Below are 24,213 nucleotides of genomic sequence, written 5' to 3' on the forward strand. Positions count from 1 at the left end.
GGAGCCGACGTGTCTGTGCCTTCCCCAGCCCCCGGGGCGGGATCCCTCCCCGCTGCGCCGGGTGGCGCCCTCGAGGACCTGCGCGCGTCGGTCGGCCTGCAGATCGCCGACGAGACCCTGCTGCGCGCGATCGCTACCGGGCTGGCCGACGTCGAGAAGCTGCTTCGCGAGGTCGTCCGCAGCGACGTCCAAGCCGTCAACGACGCCGCGCTGCACCTGGTCGAGGCGGGGGGCAAACGCTTCCGTCCCCTGTTCACCCTGCTGTCCTCGCAGTTCGGCCCCAAGCAGGACGACCACGTCGTGATCGCCGCCGCCGCGGTCGAGCTGGTGCACCTCGCCACGCTCTACCACGACGACGTCATGGACGAGGCGGACATGCGGCGCGGCGCCGAGAGCGTCAACGCGCGCTGGGACAACACCATCGCCATCCTCACCGGCGATTTCCTCTTCGCCCACGCCTCGCGCCTGGTCGCCGACCTCGGCACGGACGCGGCGCGGATCATCGCCGAGACCTTCGGCGAGCTGGTCACCGGCCAGATGCGCGAAACCGTCGGCCCCGGGGCGGGTGACGACGCCGTCGCGCACTACCTCACCGTGATCGCGCAGAAGACCGGCTCGCTGATCGCGACGGCCGGCCGCTTCGGCGGGATGATGTCCGGCGCCGCCGAGGAGCACATCCAGGCGCTGCGCCGGTTCGGCGACATCATCGGCACGGCGTTCCAGATCTCCGACGACATCATCGACATCGCGTCGCCGTCCGACGAGCTCGGCAAGGCCCAGGGCACCGACCTGCGCGAAGGCGTCCGGACGTTGCCGATGCTGTACGCGCTGGCCGACCCGGACACGGATCCGCGGCTCACCGAGCTGCTTTCGGGGCCGATCGCCGACGACGCCGTCGTCCAGGAGGCCCTGGAGCTGCTGCGGGCGAGTAGTGGACTCGAACGCGCACGCGTCACCCTTTCCGACTACGCTCAGCGCGCGCGAGCCGAGCTTGCGGCGTTGCCCGCGTCACCCGCCCGGGACGCGTGCGAGTCGGTCGCCGACTACCTGGTCGCGCGCACGCACTAAACAGGGGCAGGGATAGATGTCCATATTCGGACAGGTTTGGCTGTGGAGCCTCGCCGCGTTCTTCGTCGGAGTCCTCCTCACCTGGCTGGTGCTGGTGCTGCCGCTCCGGAAGAGCGTTCGCAAGCTGGAGAGTTCGCTGGCGCAGGCCCACGCCGACGCCGCGCGCACCCCGGCGAACGCCGCGGGGCTGGCCACGCCGGGCACCGAGGTCTTCGCCCGGCCGGAGCGGCGGCCCGAGCCGCGGCCCGAACAGGCGCCGTCGCGGCAGGAGACGTCGTACCCGGGCACGCTGGTCGCCCCGGCGCCGCTCAACCGCGACGACGTCCACGACGACATCGACGAGGACTTCGCCGAGCTGGACTCGCAGGTGCCGCCGGGGTCGCACCCGGACCCCGACGACGCCTTCCGGCCGCAGCCCGAGCCCGAAGACCGGGCCTCGGAGACGCAGTTCCTGACCCCGGTCGCCGAGCCGGAGGACGACGACCCGTACCGCAGCGCCGCGAGCGACTACCTGGCGCCCGAGGACGAGCCCGAGCCCGCCACGCCGGCGCTTTCGCGGCTCGAGCAGCAGCTCGATCCGGAACCCGCTGCCGGTTCGCTGTTCCGGCCCCCGGCGGAGGAGACGCCCGCGCCGGCGCCGGACTGGTTCGACCACGAGCCGCCGTCCGAGCGGTCGGCGTTCGAGGAGCCGATGGAGCGCACGCGCTACCTGTCGGTCGGCGGCGACCAGGTCGGGCAGGCCGAAGAGGCCGAGCCGGAGGAGGCGCCGCAGTACGCGTTCGCCGGTGACGACACCGGGGCCCTCGGCCGGCTCGACGTGCCGCCGGAGACCCCGGCCGAGGCGACGCAGGTGCTGCCGAAGCGGCAGCCGCGGGAGGCGCTGCGCGGCGGATTCGAGGCGCCGCAACCGATCGAGCCGTCGATGCGCACCGTCGAGCGGCGCGAGACCGACCTCTCCGGCGCGCACAGCGGCTCGCTGTTCGAGCCGTCGGTGCAGCCGAACCAGGCGGCGCCGGCCGCCCCCGAGCCGCCGCCCGCGCGGCAGGTGGCCGGCGACGCGGTCCCGCCCGGCCCGTTCGGCCCCGGCTCGGCGATGCCGCGGCCCGGCGGCGGGCGGCCCGGCGACGGGTTCGAGGTGAAGGCAAGCGTGACGGCCTTGCGTTACTGCACCGAGGAATCGGCGCAGTTCCCGAAGATGGTGGCCGAGGTGTGGTTCCGGACCGCCGAGGACGCCGAGCGAGTCGGGTTCCGGCCGCTCAGCTGAGTTCGAAGCCGTGAATGTCGCATTGAGGGACTTGAAGTCCCTCAATGCGACATTCACGGCTTTTTGGCCGGCTCGAACAGGACCATGGCCGCGCCGCCGGGGTCGGTGACCACCACCAGGGAGCCGACGGGCAGGTCCGTGCGCTCGCGCACGAGGGTTCCGCCCAGTGCCACCGCCTTCGCCGCCGCGGCGTCCACATCGGACACCGGCGCGTAGGGCAGCCACTGCGGCGCGCGGTCGTCGTCCGGGGCCAGTTCGGTGAGGCCGCCCCACGGCGTGCCGTCCGCGGTGAACAGGGGCCCGGCGGACTCCCAGCCCAGCAGCTCACCGAAGAACCGCTTGGTGCCGTCCACATCGGACGTCCGGACATCGAAGAACACAAAAGGTCGCATGACCCAAAATTTAGGACACGCGTCCCAAGTCCCGCAACCCCCGAAAGCCGTGAAGGCCTCCTTCCCGGCATCTTGAGCCGGTAAGGAGGCCTTCACGGACCTTGGAAAGCGGTTACGCGACCGTCCAGGTGTCCTTGCCGCGCAGCAGGGCCTGCAGGTCGGGGGTGCGGGCCGCGCGGGCCTGCTCGACCTGGGCGCGGGCGCCGTCGTCGTACGTCGGGCGCTCGACCTGGCGGAGGATGCCCGTCGGGACGTGGTTGAGGCTCTGGTCGCCGAGGCGCGACAGCGCGAACGCGTACGACGTGTCGACGATCGACGGGTCGTGCACCACGACGTTGTCCTCGCCGATGTCCGCGACCTTCGCGACGTCCAAGCCGCCCCAGTCGCCGCGCTTGACGCCGAACTCCTGGTTGGGGCCGAAGCGGATCGGCTCGCCCGCTTGCAGCGGGATCAGCCGGGCGGCGGCCTCGTCGGCGTCCTTGAGGACGTCGAACGCGCCGTCGTTGAAGATCGGGCAGTTCTGGTAGATCTCCACCAGCGCCGACCCGCGGTGCTGCGCCGCCGCCTGCAGGACCTCGGTGAGGCCCTTGCGGTCGGAGTCCATCGCCCGGCCCACGAACGACGCCTCCGCGCCGATCGCCAGCGACAGCGGGTTGAACGGCGTGTCCACCGACCCCATCGGCGTTGACTTCGTGACCATGCCCTGGCCCGACGTCGGGGAGTACTGGCCCTTGGTCAGCCCGTAGATCCGGTTGTTGAACAGCAGGATCTTGATGTTCACGTTGCGCCGCAACGCGTGGATCAGGTGGTTGCCGCCGATGGACAGCGCGTCGCCGTCACCGGTGACGACCCACACCGACAGGTCCGGGCGCGTGGTGGCGAGCCCGGTCGCGATCGACGGCGCGCGGCCGTGGATCGAGTGCATGCCGTAGGTGTTGAGGTAGTACGGGAAGCGCGACGAGCAGCCGATGCCCGAAATGAAGACGATGTTCTCGCGCTTGAGGCCGAGCGTGGGCAAGAAGGACTGGACCGCGTTCAGCACGACGTAGTCGCCGCATCCGGGGCACCAGCGGACTTCCTGGTCCGACTTGTAGTCCTTGGCCTTCTGCGGCTCTTCGGTGGTGGGCACAAGGTCCAGGCCGCCGAGAGTGGGGAGCCCGATGTCGACAGTAGTCATGCCGCCTCCGCGGTGAAGAGAACGTCGGCGGTGGTCATTTCGCCGCCTCCGTAGTAACGCCGGTGATGATCTCCGAGAACAGGTTCTGCAGCTCTTCGGCCTTGAACGCCATCCCGGCGACCTTCGTGTGCGAGTGGACGTCCACGAGGTACTTCGCGCGCAGCAGCAGCGACAGCTGGCCCAGGTTCATCTCCGGGACCACGACCTTGTCGTAGCTGCGCAGGATGTCGCCGAGGTTGGCCGACAGCGGGTTGAGGTGGCGCAGGTGGGCCTGCGCGATCGGCATCCCGAGCTTGCGCACCCGGCGGCACGCCGCGCCGATCGGGCCGAACGAGCTGCCCCAGCCCAGGGCGAGCACGCGGGCCTTGCCGCCGCTCGGGTCGTCGACGACCAGGTCGGGGACGTCGATGCCGTCGATCTTCGCCTGCCGGAGCCGGACCATCTTGTCGTGGTTGTCCGGGTCGTAGGAGATGTGGCCGGTCTTGTCGGCCTTCTCCAGCCCGCCGATGCGGTGCTGCAACCCCGGCGTGCCCGGGACGGCCCACGCGCGGGCGAGCGTCTCGGGGTCGCGCACGTACGGCCAGAACTCGCCGGAGTCGTTGTCGGCGTTCGGCTCGGACGCGAACTCGACGTGCAGGTCGGGCAGCGTCTCGACGTCCGGGATCAGCCACGGCTCGGAGCCGTTGGCAATCGCGCCGTCGGAGAGCAGCAGCACCGGGGTGCGGTACTTCAGGGCGATCCGGGTGGCCTCGACGGCCGCGTCGAAGCAGTCCGCGGGGGACAGCGGCGCGACGATCGGGACCGGCGACTCGCCGTTGCGGCCGAACATCGCCTGCAGCAGGTCGGCCTGCTCGGTCTTGGTCGGCAGGCCGGTGGACGGGCCACCGCGCTGGACGTCGATGACGACCAGCGGCAGTTCCACCATCACGCCGAGGCCGACGGCCTCCGACTTCAGCGCGACGCCCGGCCCGGACGTCGAGGTGACGCCGAGCGCGCCGCCGTAGGACGCGCCGAGGGCGGCGCCGATGCCGGCGATCTCGTCCTCGGCCTGGAAGGTGATGATGCCGAAGTTCTTGTGCTTGGACAGCTCGTGGAGGATGTCCGACGCCGGCGTGATCGGGTACGTCCCGAGCAGGATCTGCAGGCCCGAGCGCTGCCCGGCGGCCACGAGCCCGTAGGCGAGCGCGGTGTTGCCGGTGATCTGGCGGTAGGTGCCCTGCTTCAGCTTCGCCGGCGCGACCTGGAACGTCGTCGCGAACGACTCGGTCGTCTCGCCGTAGTTCCACCCCGCCCGGAAGGCCAGGATGTTGGCCTCGGCGATGTCCGGCTTCTTGGCGAACTTCTCGCGCAGGAACTGCTCGGTGCCGTCGGTGGGCCGGTGGTACATCCACGACAGCAGGCCGAGCGCGAACATGTTCTTGCAGCGCTCGGCGTCCTTCTTGCCGAGGCCGGTCTCGGCGAGCGCGCCCTGGGTCAGGGTCGACATGGCGACCCGGTGGACCTGATAGGCCGCGAGCGTGTCGTCTTCCAGCGGGTCGGCCGCGTAGCCGACCTTCGTCAGGTTGCGCTTGATGAAGTCGTCGGTGTTGAGGATGATCGTCCCGCCGTGCGGGACGTCGCCGAGGTTCGCCTTGAGCGCGGCCGGGTTCATCGCGACCAGCACGTCCGGGCGGTCGCCGGGGGTGAGGATGTCGTAGTCGGCGAAGTGGACCTGGAAGCTCGATACACCGGGAATGGTGCCCTGCGGGGCACGGATCTCGGCGGGGAAGTTCGGCATCGTCGACAGGTCGTTGCCGAACGCGGCGGCCTCGGAAGTGAAGCGGTCGCCGGTCAGCTGCATACCGTCACCCGAGTCGCCCGCGAACCGGATCACGACCCGGTCGAGCTTGCTGATCTCGGTGTGCCTGGTCGCGGCGAGCGAGCCGTGACCAGCGCCGTTGCCGTTCGCACTCGTGCTCATGGGTCAGGGATTCCCTCTCTCCCGACGTTGCGGCCATCGGTCACCTGCCCGGTGTCGTGACAGGCGGATCACCAGGCCCTACCACGAGGTTAGCTCGCGTCCGACCACGATGTTCCTAGACTCCCGCCGTCCGGAACGACCTCATTACTGCGCTACCGCTTCTTCTGTGCTGGTCCGACAAATACGTGTGACCGATGGTAACGGGTAAACCCCTGTCCTCGCTGTGACCCGGGTCTCGCCTAGGGGTGTCCACGTGCTGGGATCAGGAACGGGACCGGATCCGCGCCCGCATGGCCTCGAGCCGCTCGGCGAACTCCGGCGAGGCCAGCGACGCGAGCTGCGGCTCGATCTCGACGTCGACGGCGTCGGCGTGCGCGGCCAGCGAGGCGGTGGCCCGGAGGCTGCGCTTGGTGGCCAGGAGCGCCTCGCGCGGCGCGGCGACCGCCGGGGCGGCGAGCTCCTTCGCGGCGGCGACGAGGTCGCCTTCGACCACCTTGAGTGCCAGCCCGGCGCGTACGGCGGCTTCGGCGTCGAGCGGCTGCCCGAACAAGGTCATCGCGGCGGCCTGCTGCGGGCCGGCCAGCCGCTGCGTCATCCAGGTCATGCCGCCGCCGGGGTGCAGCCCGAGCTCGAGGAACCGGGCGACGAACTTCGCGCGCGGCCCGGCGATGCGGACGTCGGCGGCGAGGGCGAGGTTCAGCCCGGCCCCGACGGCGGCGCCCCCGACCGCGGCGATGGTCGGCAGCGCGCACCGCGCGACGGCGAGGAAGCCCTCGTAGATGGCACGCAGGCCGGTTTCGTCGGCGCTGCCGAGCGCGGTCAGGTCGGCTCCGGCGCAGAACGCGGGCGGCGTGCCGGTGACGACGACGGCGTGGACGTCTTCGTCCTGTTCCGCGGCTTCGACGGCGGCGGCGAGCTGGGCGGAGAGGTCGAGGGTGAGCGCGTTGCGGCTGCCGGGGGCGTCGACGGTCAGCAGCGCGATGCCGCCGGCGTGCTCGCTGACGATGCTGTCGGTCATCCGGCCAGGGTATTGGTGGTGCGTGAGGGGCACGGTCCTGGCGGCGCTGGATCTGCTCGAGCTGTCCGGCGGACGTCGCCGGCGCGCTGCGGTCGACCGGCAGGCGGTGACGTTCCCTGCGGCGGGCGTCCGGACGGAGCGCTGCTGGTGCTGCGGGCGTTCGTGAGCTGCGGCGGGCGTTCGTGAGGGGGCATCTGGAGCTGAGGGCGGGCCTCCGGCCCCCGGTGTCCAGCGTATCGGCGGGGGCCGACAGTTTTGCGATCTCGCGGGCTGGCGCTCGTGGACCTGTACACAGACGCTCCGACCCTGTGGACAAATGCCCGGTACCTGTGCACAGCTGCCCCGGGCCTGTGGACAACTCCCCGCACCCGGCCGAAGCCGTCGGTCCCCGCCGATACGCTGGAAGACGGGGGGCGGAGGCGTCACTCCTCCGGCGTCGGCGGCCGCTCCAGCAGCCGCGAGAGCACCACCGTCGACACCGTCCGGTCCACGATCTCCAGCCCGCGCAGCCGCTCCAGCGCCGTCTCCAGGTGGTGGATGTCCGCCGCCCGCAGGTGGACGATCGCGTCCGCTGCCCCCGACACCGTGTACGCCGCCACCACCTCCGGCAATGGCTCCAGCCGCGCGCGGATGCGGGCCGGGGTGATGTTGCCCTGGCACGTGACCTCGACGAACGCCTCCGTTCCCCAGCCCAGTGCCTCCGGGTCGACCACCGCCGTGAACCCGCGCAGGATGCCCGTTTCCAGCAGCCGGTCGACCCGTCGCTTCACCGCCGGGGCGGACAGGCCGACCACTTTGCCGATCTCCGCGTAGCTCGAGCGCGCGTTGGCCACGAGGCACGAAACGATTCGCTGGTCGATGGTGTTCACACGCAACACTTAGCACAGATATGCGCAGCGAACAGCGATTGATTGCGAGTTTAGGCGCGCCTTACCCTGCAATCATGCAGGCGATGCGCGTACCGACCACCCGTCGATACCTGATGTGCCCCCCGCGTCACTTCGCGGTGGACTACGTGATCAACCCCTGGATGGACCCGACCCAGCCGGTCAGCGCCGACGTCGCCGTCGCGCAGTGGACCGAGCTGCGTGACACCTACCGCCGCCTCGGTCACACCGTCGAGGAGATCGATCCCCAGCCCGGCCTGCCCGACATGGTCTTCGCCGCGAACTCCGGCACCGTCGTCGACGGCCGCGTCCTCGGCTCGCGGTTCCGCGCGCCGCAGCGGGCCGCCGAGGCCGAGCACTTCCGCCGCTGGTTCGTCGAGCACGGCTACCGCGACATCACCATGCCGGAGAAGATCAACGAGGCCGAGGGCGACTTCGCCTGGACCGGCACGCTGCTGCTGGCCGGCACCGGCTTCCGCACCGACCCGGCCGCGCACGCCGAGGCGCAGGAGGTCCTCGGCGTCCCGGTCGTCTCGCTGCACCTGATCGACCCGCGCTACTACCACCTCGACACGGCGTTGTTCGTGCTCGCCGAAGCGACGGACACGACACGCGCGCAGATCGTCTACTACCCGGAGGCGTTCTCGGCCGGGTCGCGCCGCGTGCTGGAGCGGCTCTTCCCGGACGCCGTGCTCGCGACGCGGGAAGACGCCGAGTGCTTCGGCCTCAACGGCGTGTCCGATGGCCGCAATGTCGTCCTCCCCGTCGAGGCCACCCGGTTGGGTGAACTCCTCGCCGATCGGGGGTACGAGCCGGTGTACGTCGACATCTCTGAGCTGCGAAAAGCCGGCGGCGGCCCGAAGTGCTGCACGCTGGAAATCCGGAAGGGCTGATTTTCCGGAAAACCTGTAACTCACCCGTTTGCCATGGCGATTAATCGAAGTAACAAATCGACTACTCGCGGTGGCAGGCGGTGGGAGCGGTGACGGTGAACCTCGCCCTGCACGGGATCGGGCGGCCGGCTCGGCAGCTCGACCCCGGCGAGGACGAACGCTGGGTGACGGTCGAGCAGTTCGAGCAGGTGCTGGAGGTCGTCGCCGAGCGCGACGACGTCCACCTGACCTTCGACGACGGCAACGAGTCCGACGTCGAGGTCGCCCTGCCGCGGCTGGTCGACCGCGGGCTGACGGCGGAGTTCTTCCCGCTCGCCGGCCGCCTCGGCCAGCGCGGCTACCTCGATCGCGCCGGCGTGCGCGAGCTGGCGCGCGCGGGCATGGAGATCGGCTCGCACGGCTGGGAGCCGCGCGACTGGCGCCGCCTCGACGACCGCCACGCCCGTCGCGAGCTGACGGAGGCGCCGAAGCTCCTCGGCGCTCTGTGCGGCCGCCCGGTGCGCCGGTTTTCGCTGCCGTTCGGTGCGTACGACCGGCAGGTGCTGACCCGGCTGCGGCAGGCGGGCGCGACGCGGGTGTACACGAGCGACGGCGGCGCGGCGAGCCACGACGGATGGCTGCAGGCGCGCACGGAGCTCCGGCACGACGTCGACGGCGAATGGCTGGACGACGTGCTCGTCGCCGGGCGCCGGCGGGACGGGAACTGGGTGAGCCGGCTGTTCCGGCGCCCCGTTCGCTGACGCCGTGCCGGCTTTCGCCGGGGCAGGCGTCTTCCCGGTGATCGGCACAGGACCGAAACCGATTTCGGGGGCCGCCTCCCGGTGAGCAGCGTTTTCGTCAACCGGCTCCGCATGATGGGAAATTCCCGCACCGTCAGGTCTTGTCCGCGCCTTCGTCCGGGGTGCATCCTGGTCGCCTCGCCGCCGTAAGGAAAGTTTCCTAACTAAAGGGAGCACCAATGCGGAAACTGATCCTGCTCGCGACCATGGCGCTCGCCGCGGCTGTGGTGCCCTCGGCCCTCGCGTCAGCGGCGCCGGCCCCGGCCGCGACGCCGGCCACCACCGCGGCCGCCCCGACCGCGGCCCAGCTGCTCGCCAAGACGAACAGCTGCAAGCAGGTCTCCAACGGCAAGTACAAGACCGACGAAGACGTTTCGAGCAAGACCGTCGCCGTCTGCGACGCCAACGGCGCCGTGTTCTGGAAAGCCGACATGGACATCGACTGCGACGGCCAGCGCTCCACGCAGTGCAACGAGGACACCGACTGCTGCTACCAGGACGACACGGCGTTCCACCAGTCCGACGGCAAACCGCTCAACGCCGCGAAGCTGCCCTACATCGTCGTGCCGAGCTCCAGCAGCATCTGGAAGTACTCGTCGTCGCAGCTGAAGGGCGGCGGCTCCTGCGCGGTGATCTACAACGGCAAGGTCGAGTACGCGGTCATCGGCGACACCGGGCCGAGCCAGATCATCGGGGAAGCCTCCTACGCCACCGCGAAGGACCTCGGCATCAACCCCGACCCGTCCAACGGCGGCACCGACTCCGGGGTGACGTACATCTGCTTCAAGAACTCGACGGTCTCGCCGATCGAGAACCACTCCGCCGCGACGAGCAAGGGCGAAAGCCTCGCCACCACCTTCGTGAACAACAACTGAATTAGCCGTTCCGGGGCCGATCCGCATGTGACGGGGTCGGCCCCGGCTGCTGTGCTGGGGACTTACATGCCGGAACGGAAACGCCTGTTCGAGACCCGCTGACCGGAACCGCGCCGACCGCGTTGCCCATCCACTGCAACATGCACATCCGAGACCTTCTTTTTACCGGGAAACCGTTACGCCTGACGGCCGTCTCACGCATTACCCCGTTCGCCGCCCCCACGGTAACGATCCAGGGGGGCCCGCCGACCAACTCATGGGTCGCGTGGGAAAAGCGGAGGTTTGGCGTGAGGATCAGTGTCTTCGGGCTCGGTTACGTCGGTTGTGTCTCCGCCGCGTGCCTGGCGGGGCAAGGACACCGGGTGGTCGGCGTGGACGTCAACCCGGTGAAGATCGACCTCATCACCCAGGGCAAGGCTCCGGTGGTCGAGGAACGGATCGGCGAGCTGACCGCCGAAGTCGTCGCGAGTGGCGCGCTGAGAGCCACGACCGACGTCGCGGAAGCCGTCGCGGACAGCGAGATTTCGCTGGTTTGCGTCGGCACGCCGTCGGCGTCGAACGGCAGCCTCTCGACCGTCTTCCTCGAGCGCGTCGCCGAGGAGATCGGCGAAGCGATCGCGAACAAGAGCGAGCGGCACACCGTCGTCTTCCGCAGCACGATGCTGCCCGGCACCTGCCTGGACCTGCTGGTCCCGATCTTGGAGAAGGCTTCGGGCCGCACGGCCGGCGTCGACTTCGGCGTCGCGGTGAACCCCGAGTTCCTGCGCGAGGGTACCAGCGTCCGCGACTTCTTCGACCCGCCGAAGACCGTGATCGGCGAGATCGACGCGGTCAGCGGCGACACCGTCGCGGCGCTGTACGAAGGCCTGCCCGGTCCCGTCTTCCGCGTGCCGATCCCGGTGGCGGAGATGACGAAGTACGCCGACAACTCCTTCCACGGTCTGAAAATCGGGTTCGCGAACGAGCTCGGCGCGGTCTGCCGGGCGCTCGGCCTCGACTCGCACCAGGTGATCGACGTCTTCCTTGCCGACACCAAGCTCAACATCAGCCCGGCCTACCTCAAGCCCGGCTTCGCGTTCGGTGGCTCCTGCCTGCCGAAGGACCTGCGCGGGCTGGTCTACGCCGCGCACCGCGCCGACGTCAGCGTGCCGATCCTGTCGCACGTGCTCGCGTCCAACGCCGACCACCTGCAGCGCGCGTTCGACCTCGTCGCGCGCACCGGCAAGCGCAAGGTCGGGCTGTTCGGGCTGTCGTTCAAGCCGGGCACCGACGACCTGCGCGAGTCCCCGCTGGTCGAGCTGGCCGAGAAGCTGCTCGGCAAGGGCTTCGACCTCAAGATCTACGACGCCAACGTCAGCCTGTCGCGGCTGATGGGCGCCAACCGCGAATACATCGAGAGCCGGCTGCCGCACCTCGGCCAGCTGCTCGCCGCGTCCGTCGAAGAAGTCATGGACCACGCCGACGTCCTGCTCGTCGGCACCAAGGACCCGGACGTGCTGGCGGCCCTGCCGCACGACCGCGTGATCGTCGACCTCGTCCGCCTGCCCGACGCCGAGACGCGTCGCCTTGAAGAGGGATACGCCGGCCTTGCCTGGTAAAGCGCTCATCCTCGTCGAAAACCTGTCCGTTCCCTTCGACCGGCGGGTCTGGCAGGAGTCCACGACCCTGCGCGACGCCGGCTGGGAAGTCCACGTGATCTGCCCGCAGGGCACCAAGCGCGACACCGAGGCCGAAGCCGTCGTCGACGGCGTCCACATCCACCGATACCCGCTGAAGGCGGCGACCGGCGGGCCCGCCGGCTACCTGCAGGAGTACGGCACCGCGCTGTGGCACACGCTGCGGCTGGCGCGCAAGATCGGGCCGGTCGACGTCGTGCACGCCTGCAACCCGCCGGACCTGCTGTACCTGGTCGCGAAGGTGCTGAAGCGCCAGGGCGCGCGGTTCATCTTCGACCAGCACGACCTCTGCCCGGAGCTGTACCTCTCGCGGTTCGACCGCGGGCAGGACCTCCTGTACCGCGGGGTCTGCGCGCTCGAACGGGCCACCTACCGCGCCGCCGACGTCGTGATCTCGACGAACGAGAGCTACAAGCAGGTCGCGCGGATCCGCGGCGGCAAGAAGCCCGAGGACGTCTTCGTGGTGCGCAGCGCCCCGGTCGTCGAGCGGTTCCACGAGGTGCCCGTCGAGCCCGAGCTGAAGAAGGGCAAGCCGCACCTGCTCGCCTACCTCGGCGTGATGGGCCCGCAGGACGGCGTCGACTACGCGCTGCGCGCGCTCGCGAAGCTGCGCGACGAGATCGGGCGCACCGACTGGCACGCGGTGTTCGTCGGCTCCGGCGACGCCTTCGACGACATGGTCGCGCTCTCGGCCAAGCTCGGGCTGGCCAACCAGGTCGAGTTCACCGGCCGGATCCCCGACGAGGACCTGGTCCGCTACCTCTCCACCGCCGACGTCTGCCTGTCGCCGGACCCGCTCAACCCGCTCAACGACGTCTCCACGATGAACAAGGTCATGGAGTACATGGCGATGAGCAAGCCGATCGTCTCGTTCGAACTGCGCGAAGCGCGGGTGTCGGCGGGCGACGCGGCGGTCTACGCCCCGGCGAACGACGAGTCGGCGTTCGCGAAGCTCGTCTCGCAGCTGCTCGACGACCCCGAGGAGCGGGTTCGGATGGGCAAGCTCGGCCAGGCCCGGGTGGCCGGCGCGCTCTCGTGGGCGAACTCGGCGAAGAACCTGCTCGCCGCGTATGAGCACGCCGTGAAGTCTTGATCGCCGTTCGGTCAAGAACTCACCGGACGTGTAACCAAAGCTCCCGGCTCGACGACGGATCGGATAACCGGCCGATCGACTGACTCTGTTCGGCGTACCCGTCTCAGGAATGGAGATACCGCCGTTGACTGACGACACGGTGCGCCTGGCCCTGATCGGGCAGGTCCTCAGAAGGCGCTGGCGGCTGCTGGTCGCTCTCGCCGTGCTGGGTGCGGCGGTCGGTGCCGGCGCGTCGGCGCTGTTCTCGCCCGGCTACCAGACCTCGTCGAGCGTGCTGCTCCAAGGACCGCGTCAGGCGGACGAGCTGCTCACCCAGGCCGAGGTCGCGACCAGCTCGGTCGTCCTCGACCGCGCCGCGGCCGTGCTGGCCTGGCGCCCGAGCGGCGCGGACCTGAAGAAGCAGGTCACGACGTCGGTGACGAACGGCAACGTCGTGACGATCACCGTCTCGGCCGACACCGCCGAGCACGCCCAGCAGCTCGCCGACCAGGTCGCGCAGCAGTTCGTCAAGTACTCCGGGCAGCTGGCCAGCAACTCCGCGGACGCGTCGGTGCAGCTGGCCCAGGAGCAGCGCGAGACGCTGCGCACGCAGGTCAAGCTGACCACGGAGAAGATCAGCGACATCGCCAAGACGGTCGGCGGTGACCTGACCGTGGAGAGCGTCCAGGTCCGCACCCAGCTCGAAGGCCTGCGGTCGTCGCTGGAGCAGGCCATCAACGACCTGAACCAGGCCGACCTCGCGACCGGCGTCGGCAACACCGTGGTGCTGGGGTCGTCCGAGCGCCCGACCGGGCCGGCCGCTCCGACGCTGCTGCAGCTCGCCGCCGGGGGCGCGGTCCTCTTCTTCCTCATCGGCGTGTTCGGCCACCTGTTCGCCGCGCGCGCCGACCGGCGGCTGCGGGGCGAACCGGAGATCGCCTCGGCGCTCGGCTCGCCGATCCTGGCCGGCGTCGACGTCACGACGCCGCAGGGCGACCGCCTCCCGGCGACCGGCCTCTACGGCAAGCTGCGGCGGCTGCTCGGCGGCGACCGGCCGTGGGTGCTGCCGCCCTTCGCCACCTCGGCCGACGCGGTCAACCGCGACATCCGCTACCGCCGCGTGCTGGCCCGGCTGGCCACCGGCCCCGCCGACGTCCTGCTGCTGGTGGCCGACGACGACGAAACCGGCAAGCTGGCCGCCGGGCAGCTCGCCGAGCTGGCCGACCGGCTGTCCTTGCCGCTGCGGATCTTCGAGTTCGCGCCCGGCCGGCCGACGGTGCCGGACGCCGGCCCCGACGCCGGTGTCCTGGTGGTGCTCAGCGCCGGCTCCCGCACCGCGTGGGAGCTCGTCCGGCTCGCCGAGGCCTGCGCCGACGCAAGCCAGGAGATCGTCGGCGCCGTCCTCACCCATCCCGTCCGGCCGTCCGGGCCGGAAGCCGAACCCGTGGCGGAAGACGCCCCCGAGAAAGCCCTGGCAGGTTCGGCGTGAGCACACCCACGGAAACCGCCCCGCTGCTCGACCTCCAGCGGCTCTTCGTCGCGATCCGCCGCCGCAAGCGGCTCTGGCTGGCCACCGGGCTGCTCGGGCTGATCGCCGGCGCGCTGGTGGCGATCGTGCTGCCCGCGCCGCCGACCGCGGTCACCAAGGTGATCGTGGTCCACCAGGACGACTCGCCGACCGACAGCGGCACGCTGATGCGCACCGACGTCGCCGTGCTGTCGACGACCCGGATCGCCGAAGGCGCGCTGAAGAAGCTCAACAGCACCGAGTCGCCCGAAGAGTTCATGAAGAACTACTCGGGGCTGCCCGTGACGAACAACGTCATGCAGATCACCGTCAAGGCGAAGACCGCCGACGAGGCCGTGGCGCAGGCGCAGGCGCTGGCCGACACCTTCATCGCCGACCACGTCGAGCGCAGCCAGGCTGCGGCGGCCGCGCAGTCCAAGGCCATCCTCGACCAGCGGAAGAACGCCCAGGACGAGCTGGCCAAGGTCGACGAGCAGATCGCCGACGAGACCGGCAAGGGCCGCAACGCCAACGCCAGCACCCTCGAAGGCCTCTACGGCCGCCGCGCGGCGCTCGCGTCGCAGGTCTCCGACTTCGACTCCCGCGCCCAGCAGGCCGGCATCGGCAGCCCGCAGGTCGCCGCGGGCACCCAGATCGTCGACACGCCCCGCGCGCTGCCGAAGGCGTTCCTCAAGACCACCGCGACCAACGCCGGCATCGGGTTCGCGCTCGGCTTGGTGCTGGGCCTCGCGTTCGCCGCCGTCGGCGCGGTCTCGCGCGACCGGCCGGTGCTGCGTCGCGAGATCTCCACGCATCTCGGCGCGTCCGTCATCGCCCAGCTCGCGTCGAAGCGCCGGGGCCCGGCGCGGCTCTGGTCCCGTTCGCGGGCGGTCACCGAGCGCAAGCGCGTCGCCACGACACTGGTCCGCGCGATCAAGAAGGACCGTCGCGAGGTCTCGCTGCTGGAGCTCGGCGCACCGCAGGTCGCGGCGGCACTGGCCGTCGACATCGCCCGTGAGCTGGGGGCGGACGGCGAGGTGAGCGTCATCGACGATCTGCCGGGCGCCGCTGTCAGTACGCTGGCCGGCGAAGCCCACGACGTGACCGTGATCTCGGCCGCCGCGCCCGCCGCCAAGCCGGGGGAGCGCCGGATCGGCGTCGGCTCGGTCTCCCCGGGCACGGCGTGGACCGACCTGGAGCACCTCGGCCAGGAGACCGTGCTGGTCGTCAAGGCCGGGCACGCGAACACGCTGTGGCTGCACACCGTGGCGCGCCAGCTCGCCGACCAGCAGATCCCGATCGTCGGCGTGGTGCTGGTCGACCCGGACCCGCGCGACAAGACCGACGGCACGCTGTGGGACGGCCTGCACACAGCGTTGCGCGGCCGCGCCAAGGCGCCCGCGGTCCACCGCGTCTCGGTGGTCGAAAACGAGGACCACATCGACGAACTGGCCGCTCGCATCGCCGAGCGCGTCGCGGTCGCGGAGCCGCCGACGCGGCGGATCGCGCCGGTGCGGCCGGTCGTCCCGCCCCCACTGGCCAAGCCCCCCGCACCGCTGCCGGAACCCGGCAAGGTCAGCGTCCCGGACCACCTGGACGCGCCGACCAAGAAGTTCGCCCCGGTCAAGCCGCCGAAGCGGCCGACGCCGTTCAAGCGCGACCACGGCGAACCGGCGCACAAAGGCGAACTGAACGCCGAGCTCGAGCCAGAGAAGAGCGCGGAGGTCTCCTGACCTCCGCGCGGTTACCGAAGGGGACTTACTCGAGATGTGCGGCATCGCAGGCACCTACCTCTGGCCGGACGGCGGGCCGCTCACCGACCGGCTGACCAAGACCCTGGCCCACCGCGGACCGGACGGCTCCGGCCGCTACGACCACGCCGTCGGTGCGGGCTCGGTCCACCTGGGGCACCGGCGACTGTCGATCATCGACCTGTCCGAGACCGGCGCTCAGCCGATGGTCCTCGACGGTCTGGCGCTGAGCTACAACGGCGAGCTGTACAACGCCCCGGAGCTGCGGGCCGAGCTTTCCGCGGCCGGCGTCCGGTTCCGCGGGACGTCCGACACCGAGGTGCTGCTGCAGGCGTGGCGGCGCTGGGGCACGGACTGCCTGCCGAAGCTGCGCGGGATGTTCGCCTTCGCGATCTTCGAAGAAGGCACCGGCGAGCTGTTCCTGGTCCGCGACCAGCTCGGCATCAAGCCGCTGTTCTTCGTGCCGCGGGCCGGCGGGGTCGCCTTCGCCTCCGAGCTGAAGGCACTGGCCGGTGAGCTGGGCGGGTCGCTGCAGGTCGACAACGCCGCGCTCATCGCGTCGCTGCTCTACTACTGGGTGCCGGACAGCCGCTGCGCCTACCAGGGCGCGGAGAAGCTGCAGCCGGGTACGTGGCTGCGCTGCCGCCCGGACGGCCAGCTCGACCGAGGCCGGTTCTGGTCGCTGCGGGAGGTCGCCGAGGAGGGCGCGGCCTTCGACGGCGAAGTAGACCTGCACGAGGTGATCTCGGAGTCGACCGCCAAGCACCTGCTCTCCGACGTCCCGGTCGCGACGTTCCTCTCGGGTGGGCTGGACTCCAGCTACCTGACGGCGCTGGCCGCGCGCTCGCAGCCCGGCATCTCCGCCTACACCATCGGGTTCCGCGCCGAGGACGCGAAGTTCGAGGCGATGCCGGACGACCTCAAGTACGCCCGGATCGTGGCGCAGAAGTTCGGCGTCGACCTGCACGAGATCGAGATCGCGCCGCAGGTGCTCGACCTGCTGCCGAAGATGATCCACCACCTCGACGAGCCGATCGGCGACCCGGCGGCGATCAACTCCTTCCTGATCTGCTCGGCCGCCCGCGAGGCGGGCGTCAAGGTGATGCTGTCCGGGATGGGGGCCGACGAGCTGTTCGCCGGCTACCGCAAGCACCTCGCGAACCTCATCGCGCTGCGCTACCACAAGGTGCCCGGCGCGGTCCGGCGTCCGGTCGAGTCCATTGTGGACCGACTGCCGGTGGCGTCGGCCAAGCGCGGGTACCGGTCGGTGCGGTTCGCCAAGCGGTTCCTGTCGTTCGCGGGCCTGCCCGAGGAGACGGCGTTCCGGCGCAGCTACACGATGTACGACCAGGCCGAGCTGCTTTCGCTGGTGAACCCGGACTTCGCGCCCGAGGTCGAAGACGTCCTGACCGAGCACGCGGACACGTACAACGACCAGGCGCTCGACGACTTCGTCAACCGCATGTGCCTGGCCGACTCGCGGATGTTCCTGCCCGGCCTGAACCTGACCTACACCGACCGTTCGACGATGGCGGCGTCCACCGAGGTGCGGACGCCGTTCGTCGACGTCGAGGTCGTGCGCGCCGCCTTCAAGATCCCGGGCAGCAAGAAGATCGTCGGCCGCGCGGGCAAGGTCGCGCTGAAGAACGCGGCGCTGAACATCCTGCCCAGCGAGATCGTGCACCGGCCGAAGGGCCTGTTCAGCGCGCCGCTGCGGGCGTGGATGAGCCGCGACCTGGCGCCGCTCGTGCGCGAAGTCGTCAACGAAGGCGTGCTCGTCGAATCCGGCTTCCTGCAGCGTGAGGCGCTGCAGCGCATGGTCGCCGAGGACGCCGCCGGCCAGGAGGACCGCGGCAAGCACCTCTGGCACGTCTTGACTCTTGAGTATTGGTACCGGAACGCGATGTCTGGAGCGGGAGCGAAGTGAAGCAGGTAGTCCAGAACTACAAGAGCGGGGAACTGGCGCTCCTCGAGGTCCCCGAGCCCGCCTGCAAGCCCGGCGGCGTGCTGGTGCGGACGGTTTACTCGCTGATCTCTACCGGCACCGAGATGATGAAGGTGTCCGAAGCGAGCCTGTCCCTGGTGGGCAAGGCGAAGGCCCGGCCCGACCAGGTCGCGAAGGTCATGCAGAGCGTCGCCACCAACGGCCTCTCGGCGACCTACCGCAAGGTGACGTCCAAACTGGACTCCTACACCCCGCTCGGCTACTCGCTGTGCGGCATCGTCGAGCAGGTCGGCGACGGCATCACCGACGTCGCGGTCGGCGACCTCGTCGCCTGCGCGGGCAACGAGCACGCGCTGCACTCCGAGCTGAACTGGGTCCCCAAGAACCTCTACTCGCGCGTCCCGGCCGGCGTCGACCCCCGGCACGCGGCTTTCGGCACCGTCGGGTCGATCGCCATGCAGGGCGTCCGCCGCGGCGAGCCGCAGATCGGCGACGTCGCCCTGGTCATCGGGCTCGGCCTGATCGGGCAGCTCGTGGTGCAGCTGCTGACGTCGTCCGGCGTGCGCGTCGTCGGCGTCGACCCCGACCCGGAACGCTGCAAGCTCGCCGAGAGCCTCGGCGCGCTGACCTGCGCGCACCCGGCGTCCGGCATCGTCGACACCGCCGTGGACGAGCTGACCCACGGCGCGGGCGTCGACCAGACCTACCTCGCCGCCGGCGGCAACACGAACGACCCGGTCGAGCTGGCCGCGAAGCTGTCGCGCGACCGCGGCCGGGTCATCGACATCGGCAAGTGCAAGCTCGACCTGCCGTGGAACGCCTACTACGAGAAGGAACTGGACGTCCGGTTCTCCCGCTCGTACGGCCCGGGCCGCTACGACCCGTCGTACGAGCTCGAAGGCCGCGACTACCCGATCGGCCAGGTCCGCTGGACCGAGCGCCGCAACCTCGAGTGCGTGCTCGACCTGATCGCGCGCGACCGCCTCGACGTCGAGCCGCTGATCACGCACGTCTCGGACTTCTCCGACGCGGTTTCGACGTACCAGGCGCTGAACGAGGGGTCGCTCAAGGCGGTGGCGGTGCTGTTCCGCTACCCGGACGCGGTCGCTCGTACGGAGCCCGTGGTCACCTCGGCCCGGGTCGGGCTGGTCGAGCACAAGGCCGCCCCGCTGCCGGCCGGGCAGCCCGTGCGGCTGGGCTTCATCGGCGCCGGCAACTACGCGTCGTCGATGCTGCTGCCGCACCTCACCGAGCGTGCGGATGTGCAGCTCGAGCACGTGGCGACGACGTCGGCCCTTTCGGGCGCCAACGCGAAGCGCAAGTTCGGGTTCGCTTCGGCGTCGACGGACATCGACAACGTCCTCGGCGACTCGTCCATCGACGCCGTCTTCGTCGTGACGCGGCACAGCTCGCACGCCGAGCTGACCCGCCAGGCGCTGCTGGCGGGCAAGTCGGTGTTCGTCGAGAAGCCGCTGGCGTTGTCCGCCGCCGAGCTGCAGAAGGTCCTCGACGCGATCGAGGAGTCCGGCAACGACCGCCTGCAGGTCGGCTTCAACCGCCGGTTCGCGCCGCTGCTGCACGAGGCCCGCGGCCAGTTCGGCCCGCGCGTCGGCCCGGCGACGGTCCGGTACCTGGTCAACGCGGGCCGCCTCGACCACGGCAGCTGGTACAACCAGACCGCCACCGAGGGCTCCCGCTTCGCCGGCGAGGGCGGCCACTTCATCGACACGGTGAGCTGGCTGCTCGACGCCGACCCGGTGTCGGTGTACGCCACCGGCGACCTCCAGGTGACTCTCGGCTACCCGGACGGCTCGACGGCCGTCATCACCTACGCGGAGACCGGCTCGTCCGGCTTCCCGAAGGAGACCCTCGACCTCACGGCCGACGGCAAGGTCCTGAAGTTCGACGACTTCGTGCGCGCATCGGTGTACTCGCGCAAGAAGTGGGCCAGCTCCCGGATCCCGAAGGGCCGCGACAAGGGCCAGGCCGCCGAGGTCGACGCGTTCCTGACGGCGGTGCGAACGGGCGGCCCGATGCCGATCCCGGTCACTTCGCTGGCCGCGACGACGTTGGCCACGCTCGCGGCACAGGCAAGCGTCTCGAACGCGGCGCCGGTCCGCATCGAGCTGCCGAGCAAGGCGGGTGTCCAGGCGTGACGTGCGTGGCGCGGGACGGACTCGAGCTGCCGTCGAAGGCGGGTGGCCCGGCATGACGAGCGCGGTACGGATCCGGCTCGAGCCGACCCGGCGCGACGAGTGTGGCACCGGCCCGGATCGGGCTGCCGGCGCAGGCGGGCGCCCCGGCGCGGTGCCGTTCTGGCCGGAGCTGCCGCGGAAGGGCAGCGGCACTGGCATAACGGGCGTGGCGCCGTTCTGGTCGCAGCTGCCGCGGAAGGGCATGGGCATGGGCATGACGGGCGTGGCGCCGTTCTGGCCGGAGCTGCCGCGGAAGGCAGGTGCCGGAACATGATGGGTCCCGGCTGGTACCTGCGCCGGCTGTCCCGGATGGGGCCGGCCGAGGTCGTCGGCCGTGCCCGGCATGCCGTCGTCCAGCGGCAGTGGCGAACGGTGCTGCCCACGCCGCCCGACTGGCCGGCGCACCCGCGGTTCACCGCCGCGCTGCCGGAAGGCGTACTGGGCAAGGTGCCCGGCGACGCCGTCAAGCGGCTGCTGGCCACCGCCGACGAGCTGATGGCCGGCCGCGCCGAGTACTTCGGCGTGGTCCGCGCCGACCTGGAGTCGCCGGACTGGTTCGTCGACCCGAAGACCGGCCGCCGCGCGCCTTCGGACGTGTACGCCTTCGACGTGCCGTACCGGTCGGAGGACACGGTCGGCGACATCAAGCAGATCTGGGAACCGTCGCGCCACCAGCACCTCACCGTGCTGGCCGCGGCGTACGCCCTGACCGGTGATTCGGGCTACGCCGCGCGCGTGGCCGCCCACCTGCGCTCGTGGTGGGCCGAGAACCCGCCGCTGCGGGGGCCGCACTGGGTGAGCGGCATCGAGCTGGGCATCCGGCTGCTGTCGTGGGTCTGGACGCGCCGCCTGCTCGACGGCTGGGCCGGCGCCGGAGAGCTGTTCGAAGACAACCCGGACTTCCAGCTGCAGCTGTGGCACCACCAGAACTGGCTTTCGACGCTGCGCAGCCACGGCTCGTCGGCGAACAACCACGTCATCGCCGAGGACGCCGGGCTACTGGCCGCGGCGTGCGCGTTCGGCTGGTTCCCGGAGTCGCCGCGCTGGCGGACCGAGGCGATGCGCTCGCTGGACGTCCAGCTGGGCCGCAACACCTTCGCTTCGGGGCTGAACGCCGAACTGGCGTCCGAGTACCACGGCCTGGTCCTGGAACTCGGGCTCGCGGCGGCGGTGGAAGCCGACGCGGCGGGCACGCCGGTGCCCGACTCGACGTGGAACGTCCTGCTCCGGATGACCGACGCCCTGGCGTCCATTGTGGACAACCGGCTCCGGCCGCCGCGGCAGGGCGACGCCGACGACGGCTTCGGCCTGATCGTCGACGGTCTCGAGACGGACCGCTGGGCGTCGCTGCTGGCGACCGGCGAGGCGCTGTTCGGCCGCCTCGGCTGGTGGCCGCCGATCCCGGGCGAAGACGTCCGCACGCCGCTGCTGGCTTCGTTGGCGTCCCGGACTCCTCGTGCTTCGAGCGTCCGCGCCGCCCGCCGTCCCGCGCACCTGCGGGACGCGGGCATGACGATCCTGCGGTCGGGCCGGATCTGGGCCCGCTGCGACGGCGGCCCCCACGGCTTCCTGTCGATCGCCGCGCACGCCCACGCCGACGCGCTGTCGGTGGAGGTCCGCCACGACGGCGTCGACGTCCTGGCCGACCCGGGCACCTTCTGCTACCACGGCGAGCCGCGGTGGCGGTCGTACTTCCGGTCGACGCTCGGCCACAACACCCTCGAACTCGCCGGGACCGACCAGTCGGTGTCCGGCGGGCCGTTCTTGTGGACGCGGCACGCGGTCACGAAGGTGCTCGACGTGCGCACCCCCGACGAGGGCCCGTCCCGCTGGACGGCGGCTCACGACGGCTACGCACCCGCGGTCCACCGTCGCACGGTCGATCTCGACGGCGACGTGCTGAAGATCGTCGACGAAGTGCTCGGCGACACCCGCCCGCCCGCGCGCCTGACGTTCCACCTGGGCCCGGCGGTCACCGTCCGGCTCGAGGGGAACGTCGCCCACCTGCGCTGGCCGGGCACCGCCGCCGGCTCCGTGGCCCCGGTGCACACCGCCGTCATGGAACTGCCGCCCGAGCTGTCGTGGGCGGCCCATCGCGGTGAGCTCGACCCACCCCTCGGCTGGTACTCCGCGGGCTTCGGCCGCAAGGAACCTTCGACCACCCTCGTCGGCTCCGGCACCCCCGGACAACACCTCGCCACCCTGCTCCGCTTCAGTTAGGACCCGCCCGTGACAGCCCGCCGTTCCCGACTCCGCCGTGCCGCTCCGCTGCTCGGTGTCCTCCTCACGGTCGCGGCGTGCTCGAGCGGCCCGGACTCCACCGGTCCGGCGCAGGCGACCCCCGCTCCCAGCGGGTCGGTCGCGGCGGTCTGCGACAAGGAGCCGGCCGGCCCGGTGAGCGCACCGGCGGGCGCGGTCGCCGTCGACCCGGCGGTGCCGGGCGACCTCGCCGCGAAGACGCGCGCGGCCGGCCCCGGCACGACGTTCTGGCTCAAGCCGGGCAAGCACATCCTCGGGGACGACAAGTACGACCAGGTCACGCCCAAGGACGGCGACGTCTACATCGGTGCCCCCGGCGCGGTCGTCGACGGCCGGAAGATCAACCAGTACGCGTTCACCGGCCACGGGACGAACGTCAAGCTGACCTACCTGACCGTCCAGGGCTTCGCCGCGCCCCGCGACGAAGGCGTGGTCAACCACGACTCCGGCGACGGCTGGGTGATCGAGCACTCGACCATCCAGGACAACGACGGCGCCGGCCTGATGGCGGGCGCGCGCCAGCAGGTGCGCGGCAACTGCCTGCGCCGCAACGGCCAGTACGGGATGAACGCCTTCTCCGGCACCACCCCGATCACCGCGCTGGTCGTCGAGGGCAACGAGATCGCCGGCAACAACACCGGCGACTGGGAAGCGAAGGTCGACGGCTGCGGCTGCACCGGCGGCGTCAAGTTCTGGGACGTCAACGGCGCCGACGTGCGCGGCAACTGGGTGCACGACAACCACGGCACCGGGCTGTGGGCCGACACTAACAACAACGACTTCCTCATCGAGGGCAACCTCATCGAGAACAACGACAGCGCCGCGCTGATCTACGAGATCAGCTACAACGCGGTCATCCGCGACAACACGATCCGCAAGAACAACTGGGTCGACGGCCGCAGGTACGCCGACAAGGGCGACAACTTCCCGACCCCGGCGATCTACATCTCCGAGTCCGGCGGCGAGCCGCGGGTCAAGGCGCGGACGGCGAAGATCGAGATCTCCCGCAACTACCTGGAGAACAACTGGTCCGGGATCACGCTGTGGGAGAACGCCGACCGCTACTGCAACAGCCCGGCCAACACCAGCTCCGGCGACTGCACCCGGCTGGTGCCGGACGTCAAGACGTGCGCGGACCCGGCCATCACGAGCGGGCCGCTGCTGAGCGACTGCCGCTGGAAGACCCAGCACGTCGACATCCACGACAACAAGTTCGTCCTGGACCCGGCCGTCGTCGGCTGCCAGGCGTCGTGCGGCCGGATGGGGCTGCTCTCCAACTTCGGCACCTACCCCGACTGGTCGCCGTACAAGGGCGACGTCGTCCAGGAAGCGATCACGTACAAGCAGGACAACCGCTGGCACGACAACAGCTACGCCGGCCCGTGGACCTTCATCGCGTACACGACCGACCGCATCCTCGAGGTCGGCGAGTGGGAAGGCTCGCCGTACTCGCAGGACACCGGCAGCACGTACACCGCACAGGGCGGGGGCTGAC

20 protein-coding genes are annotated in these 24,213 nt (G+C 70.8%); 15 read left to right on the top strand and 5 right to left on the bottom strand.

Going from position 1 to position 24,213, the window contains the following annotated elements; genetic code table 11:
* Nucleotides 1-15 precede the first annotated feature (15 nt).
* Together ACZ4TR_RS37985 and ACZ4TR_RS37990 are read left to right on the top strand one after the other, a co-directional pair.
* On the top strand, nt 16-1,068 hold the full coding sequence (locus tag ACZ4TR_RS37985) for a polyprenyl synthetase family protein (RefSeq protein ID WP_465293112.1): 1,053 nt from the start codon (nt 16-18) through the stop codon (nt 1,066-1,068).
* A 16-nt stretch (nt 1,069-1,084) separates the two neighbouring features.
* Nucleotides 1,085-2,332 (top strand): sunset domain-containing protein, encoded by a 1,248-nt coding sequence (locus tag ACZ4TR_RS37990; RefSeq protein ID WP_465292973.1) that lies wholly within the window; start codon nt 1,085-1,087, stop codon nt 2,330-2,332.
* A 53-nt stretch (nt 2,333-2,385) separates the two neighbouring features.
* Here ACZ4TR_RS37990 and ACZ4TR_RS37995 read toward each other — a convergent pair whose 3' ends face one another.
* From ACZ4TR_RS37995 to ACZ4TR_RS38010, 4 genes are all read right to left on the bottom strand, one after another.
* Nucleotides 2,386-2,724: a VOC family protein gene (locus ACZ4TR_RS37995; protein ID WP_465292974.1), complete on the bottom strand. Its 339-nt coding sequence runs from the start codon at nt 2,722-2,724 to the stop codon at nt 2,386-2,388.
* Nucleotides 2,725-2,836: 112 nt separating this feature from the next.
* Entirely contained in the window at nt 2,837-3,901 is a 1,065-nt protein-coding gene (locus ACZ4TR_RS38000; protein ID WP_465292975.1) for a 2-oxoacid:ferredoxin oxidoreductase subunit beta, read from the bottom strand.
* Nucleotides 3,902-3,935: 34 nt separating this feature from the next.
* Nucleotides 3,936-5,861 (bottom strand): 2-oxoacid:acceptor oxidoreductase subunit alpha, encoded by a 1,926-nt coding sequence (locus ACZ4TR_RS38005; RefSeq protein WP_465292977.1) that lies wholly within the window; start codon nt 5,859-5,861, stop codon nt 3,936-3,938.
* Between the two features lie 262 nt (nt 5,862-6,123).
* Nucleotides 6,124-6,879, bottom strand: a complete 756-nt coding sequence (locus ACZ4TR_RS38010; protein WP_465292979.1) for an enoyl-CoA hydratase — start codon at nt 6,877-6,879, stop codon at nt 6,124-6,126.
* A 22-nt stretch (nt 6,880-6,901) separates the two neighbouring features.
* Here ACZ4TR_RS38010 and ACZ4TR_RS38015 point away from each other — a divergent pair, with 22 nt between their 5' ends.
* Nucleotides 6,902-7,045, top strand: coding sequence for a hypothetical protein (locus ACZ4TR_RS38015; protein ID WP_465292981.1), 144 nt, complete (start codon nt 6,902-6,904; stop codon nt 7,043-7,045).
* A gap of 256 nt (nt 7,046-7,301) precedes the next feature.
* On the opposite strand, the gene ACZ4TR_RS38020 is transcribed toward ACZ4TR_RS38015, so the two are convergent.
* Complete coding sequence (locus tag ACZ4TR_RS38020; RefSeq protein ID WP_026468878.1) at nt 7,302-7,748, bottom strand: Lrp/AsnC family transcriptional regulator; 447 nt, start codon at nt 7,746-7,748, stop codon at nt 7,302-7,304.
* A gap of 74 nt (nt 7,749-7,822) precedes the next feature.
* Here ACZ4TR_RS38020 and ddaH point away from each other — a divergent pair, with 74 nt between their 5' ends.
* The 12 genes from ddaH (at nt 7,823) to ACZ4TR_RS38080 (ending at nt 24,212) form a co-directional block, all read left to right on the top strand.
* Nucleotides 7,823-8,659, top strand: coding sequence for a dimethylargininase (ddaH, locus tag ACZ4TR_RS38025; protein ID WP_364514255.1), 837 nt, complete (start codon nt 7,823-7,825; stop codon nt 8,657-8,659).
* A gap of 80 nt (nt 8,660-8,739) precedes the next feature.
* A complete protein-coding gene (locus tag ACZ4TR_RS38030) occupies nt 8,740-9,399 on the top strand; it encodes a polysaccharide deacetylase family protein (protein ID WP_465292983.1) in 660 nt (219 codons plus the stop codon).
* Nucleotides 9,400-9,617: 218 nt separating this feature from the next.
* Nucleotides 9,618-10,313 (top strand): glycoside hydrolase family 75 protein, encoded by a 696-nt coding sequence (locus tag ACZ4TR_RS38035; RefSeq protein WP_465292985.1) that lies wholly within the window; start codon nt 9,618-9,620, stop codon nt 10,311-10,313.
* 287 nt (nt 10,314-10,600) lie between these two features.
* A complete protein-coding gene (locus ACZ4TR_RS38040; RefSeq protein WP_465292987.1) occupies nt 10,601-11,911 on the top strand; it encodes a nucleotide sugar dehydrogenase in 1,311 nt (436 codons plus the stop codon).
* Nucleotides 11,901-13,082 (top strand): glycosyltransferase family 4 protein, encoded by a 1,182-nt coding sequence (locus tag ACZ4TR_RS38045; protein WP_465292989.1) that lies wholly within the window; start codon nt 11,901-11,903, stop codon nt 13,080-13,082. The genes ACZ4TR_RS38040 and ACZ4TR_RS38045 overlap by 11 nt, the downstream gene beginning before the upstream one ends.
* A gap of 109 nt (nt 13,083-13,191) precedes the next feature.
* A complete protein-coding gene (locus tag ACZ4TR_RS38050; protein WP_465292991.1) occupies nt 13,192-14,550 on the top strand; it encodes a YveK family protein in 1,359 nt (452 codons plus the stop codon).
* Nucleotides 14,547-16,301, top strand: coding sequence for a Wzz/FepE/Etk N-terminal domain-containing protein (locus tag ACZ4TR_RS38055; RefSeq protein WP_465292993.1), 1,755 nt, complete (start codon nt 14,547-14,549; stop codon nt 16,299-16,301). Before ACZ4TR_RS38050 ends, ACZ4TR_RS38055 begins: the two co-directional genes overlap by 4 nt.
* Nucleotides 16,302-16,335: 34 nt before the next feature.
* A complete protein-coding gene (gene asnB, locus ACZ4TR_RS38060) occupies nt 16,336-18,246 on the top strand; it encodes an asparagine synthase (glutamine-hydrolyzing) (protein WP_465292995.1) in 1,911 nt (636 codons plus the stop codon).
* Nucleotides 18,243-20,420, top strand: a complete 2,178-nt coding sequence (locus tag ACZ4TR_RS38065) for a bi-domain-containing oxidoreductase (protein ID WP_465292997.1) — start codon at nt 18,243-18,245, stop codon at nt 20,418-20,420. Before asnB ends, ACZ4TR_RS38065 begins: the two co-directional genes overlap by 4 nt.
* Nucleotides 20,421-20,472: 52 nt before the next feature.
* Nucleotides 20,473-20,733 carry a hypothetical protein gene (locus tag ACZ4TR_RS38070; RefSeq protein WP_465292999.1) on the top strand — a complete coding sequence of 87 codons (261 nt, stop codon included), beginning with the start codon at nt 20,473-20,475 and terminating at the stop codon, nt 20,731-20,733.
* Nucleotides 20,730-22,679 (top strand): heparinase II/III family protein, encoded by a 1,950-nt coding sequence (locus ACZ4TR_RS38075; protein ID WP_465293001.1) that lies wholly within the window; start codon nt 20,730-20,732, stop codon nt 22,677-22,679. The genes ACZ4TR_RS38070 and ACZ4TR_RS38075 overlap by 4 nt, the downstream gene beginning before the upstream one ends.
* 9 nt (nt 22,680-22,688) lie before the next feature.
* Complete coding sequence (locus tag ACZ4TR_RS38080) at nt 22,689-24,212, top strand: right-handed parallel beta-helix repeat-containing protein (protein ID WP_465293002.1); 1,524 nt, start codon at nt 22,689-22,691, stop codon at nt 24,210-24,212.
* Nucleotide 24,213 lies beyond the last annotated feature (1 nt).

This window comes from Amycolatopsis sp. NPDC028719 (genome assembly GCF_055565395.1).

Coding starts and splice junctions, on each gene's coding strand:
- ACZ4TR_RS37990 (WP_465292973.1), top strand. CDS start 1,085: ATGTCCATATTCGGACAGGTTTGGCTGTGGAGCCTCGCCGCGTTCTTC.
- ACZ4TR_RS37995 (WP_465292974.1), bottom strand. CDS start 2,724: ATGCGACCTTTTGTGTTCTTCGATGTCCGGACGTCCGATGTGGACGGC.
- ACZ4TR_RS38000 (WP_465292975.1), bottom strand. CDS start 3,901: ATGACTACTGTCGACATCGGGCTCCCCACTCTCGGCGGCCTGGACCTT.
- ACZ4TR_RS38005 (WP_465292977.1), bottom strand. CDS start 5,861: ATGAGCACGAGTGCGAACGGCAACGGCGCTGGTCACGGCTCGCTCGCC.
- ACZ4TR_RS38010 (WP_465292979.1), bottom strand. CDS start 6,879: ATGACCGACAGCATCGTCAGCGAGCACGCCGGCGGCATCGCGCTGCTG.
- ddaH (WP_364514255.1), top strand. CDS start 7,823: ATGCAGGCGATGCGCGTACCGACCACCCGTCGATACCTGATGTGCCCC.
- ACZ4TR_RS38035 (WP_465292985.1), top strand. CDS start 9,618: ATGCGGAAACTGATCCTGCTCGCGACCATGGCGCTCGCCGCGGCTGTG.
- ACZ4TR_RS38050 (WP_465292991.1), top strand. CDS start 13,192: ATGGAGATACCGCCGTTGACTGACGACACGGTGCGCCTGGCCCTGATC.
- asnB (WP_465292995.1), top strand. CDS start 16,336: ATGTGCGGCATCGCAGGCACCTACCTCTGGCCGGACGGCGGGCCGCTC.
- ACZ4TR_RS38070 (WP_465292999.1), top strand. CDS start 20,473: ATGACGAGCGCGGTACGGATCCGGCTCGAGCCGACCCGGCGCGACGAG.
- ACZ4TR_RS38075 (WP_465293001.1), top strand. CDS start 20,730: ATGATGGGTCCCGGCTGGTACCTGCGCCGGCTGTCCCGGATGGGGCCG.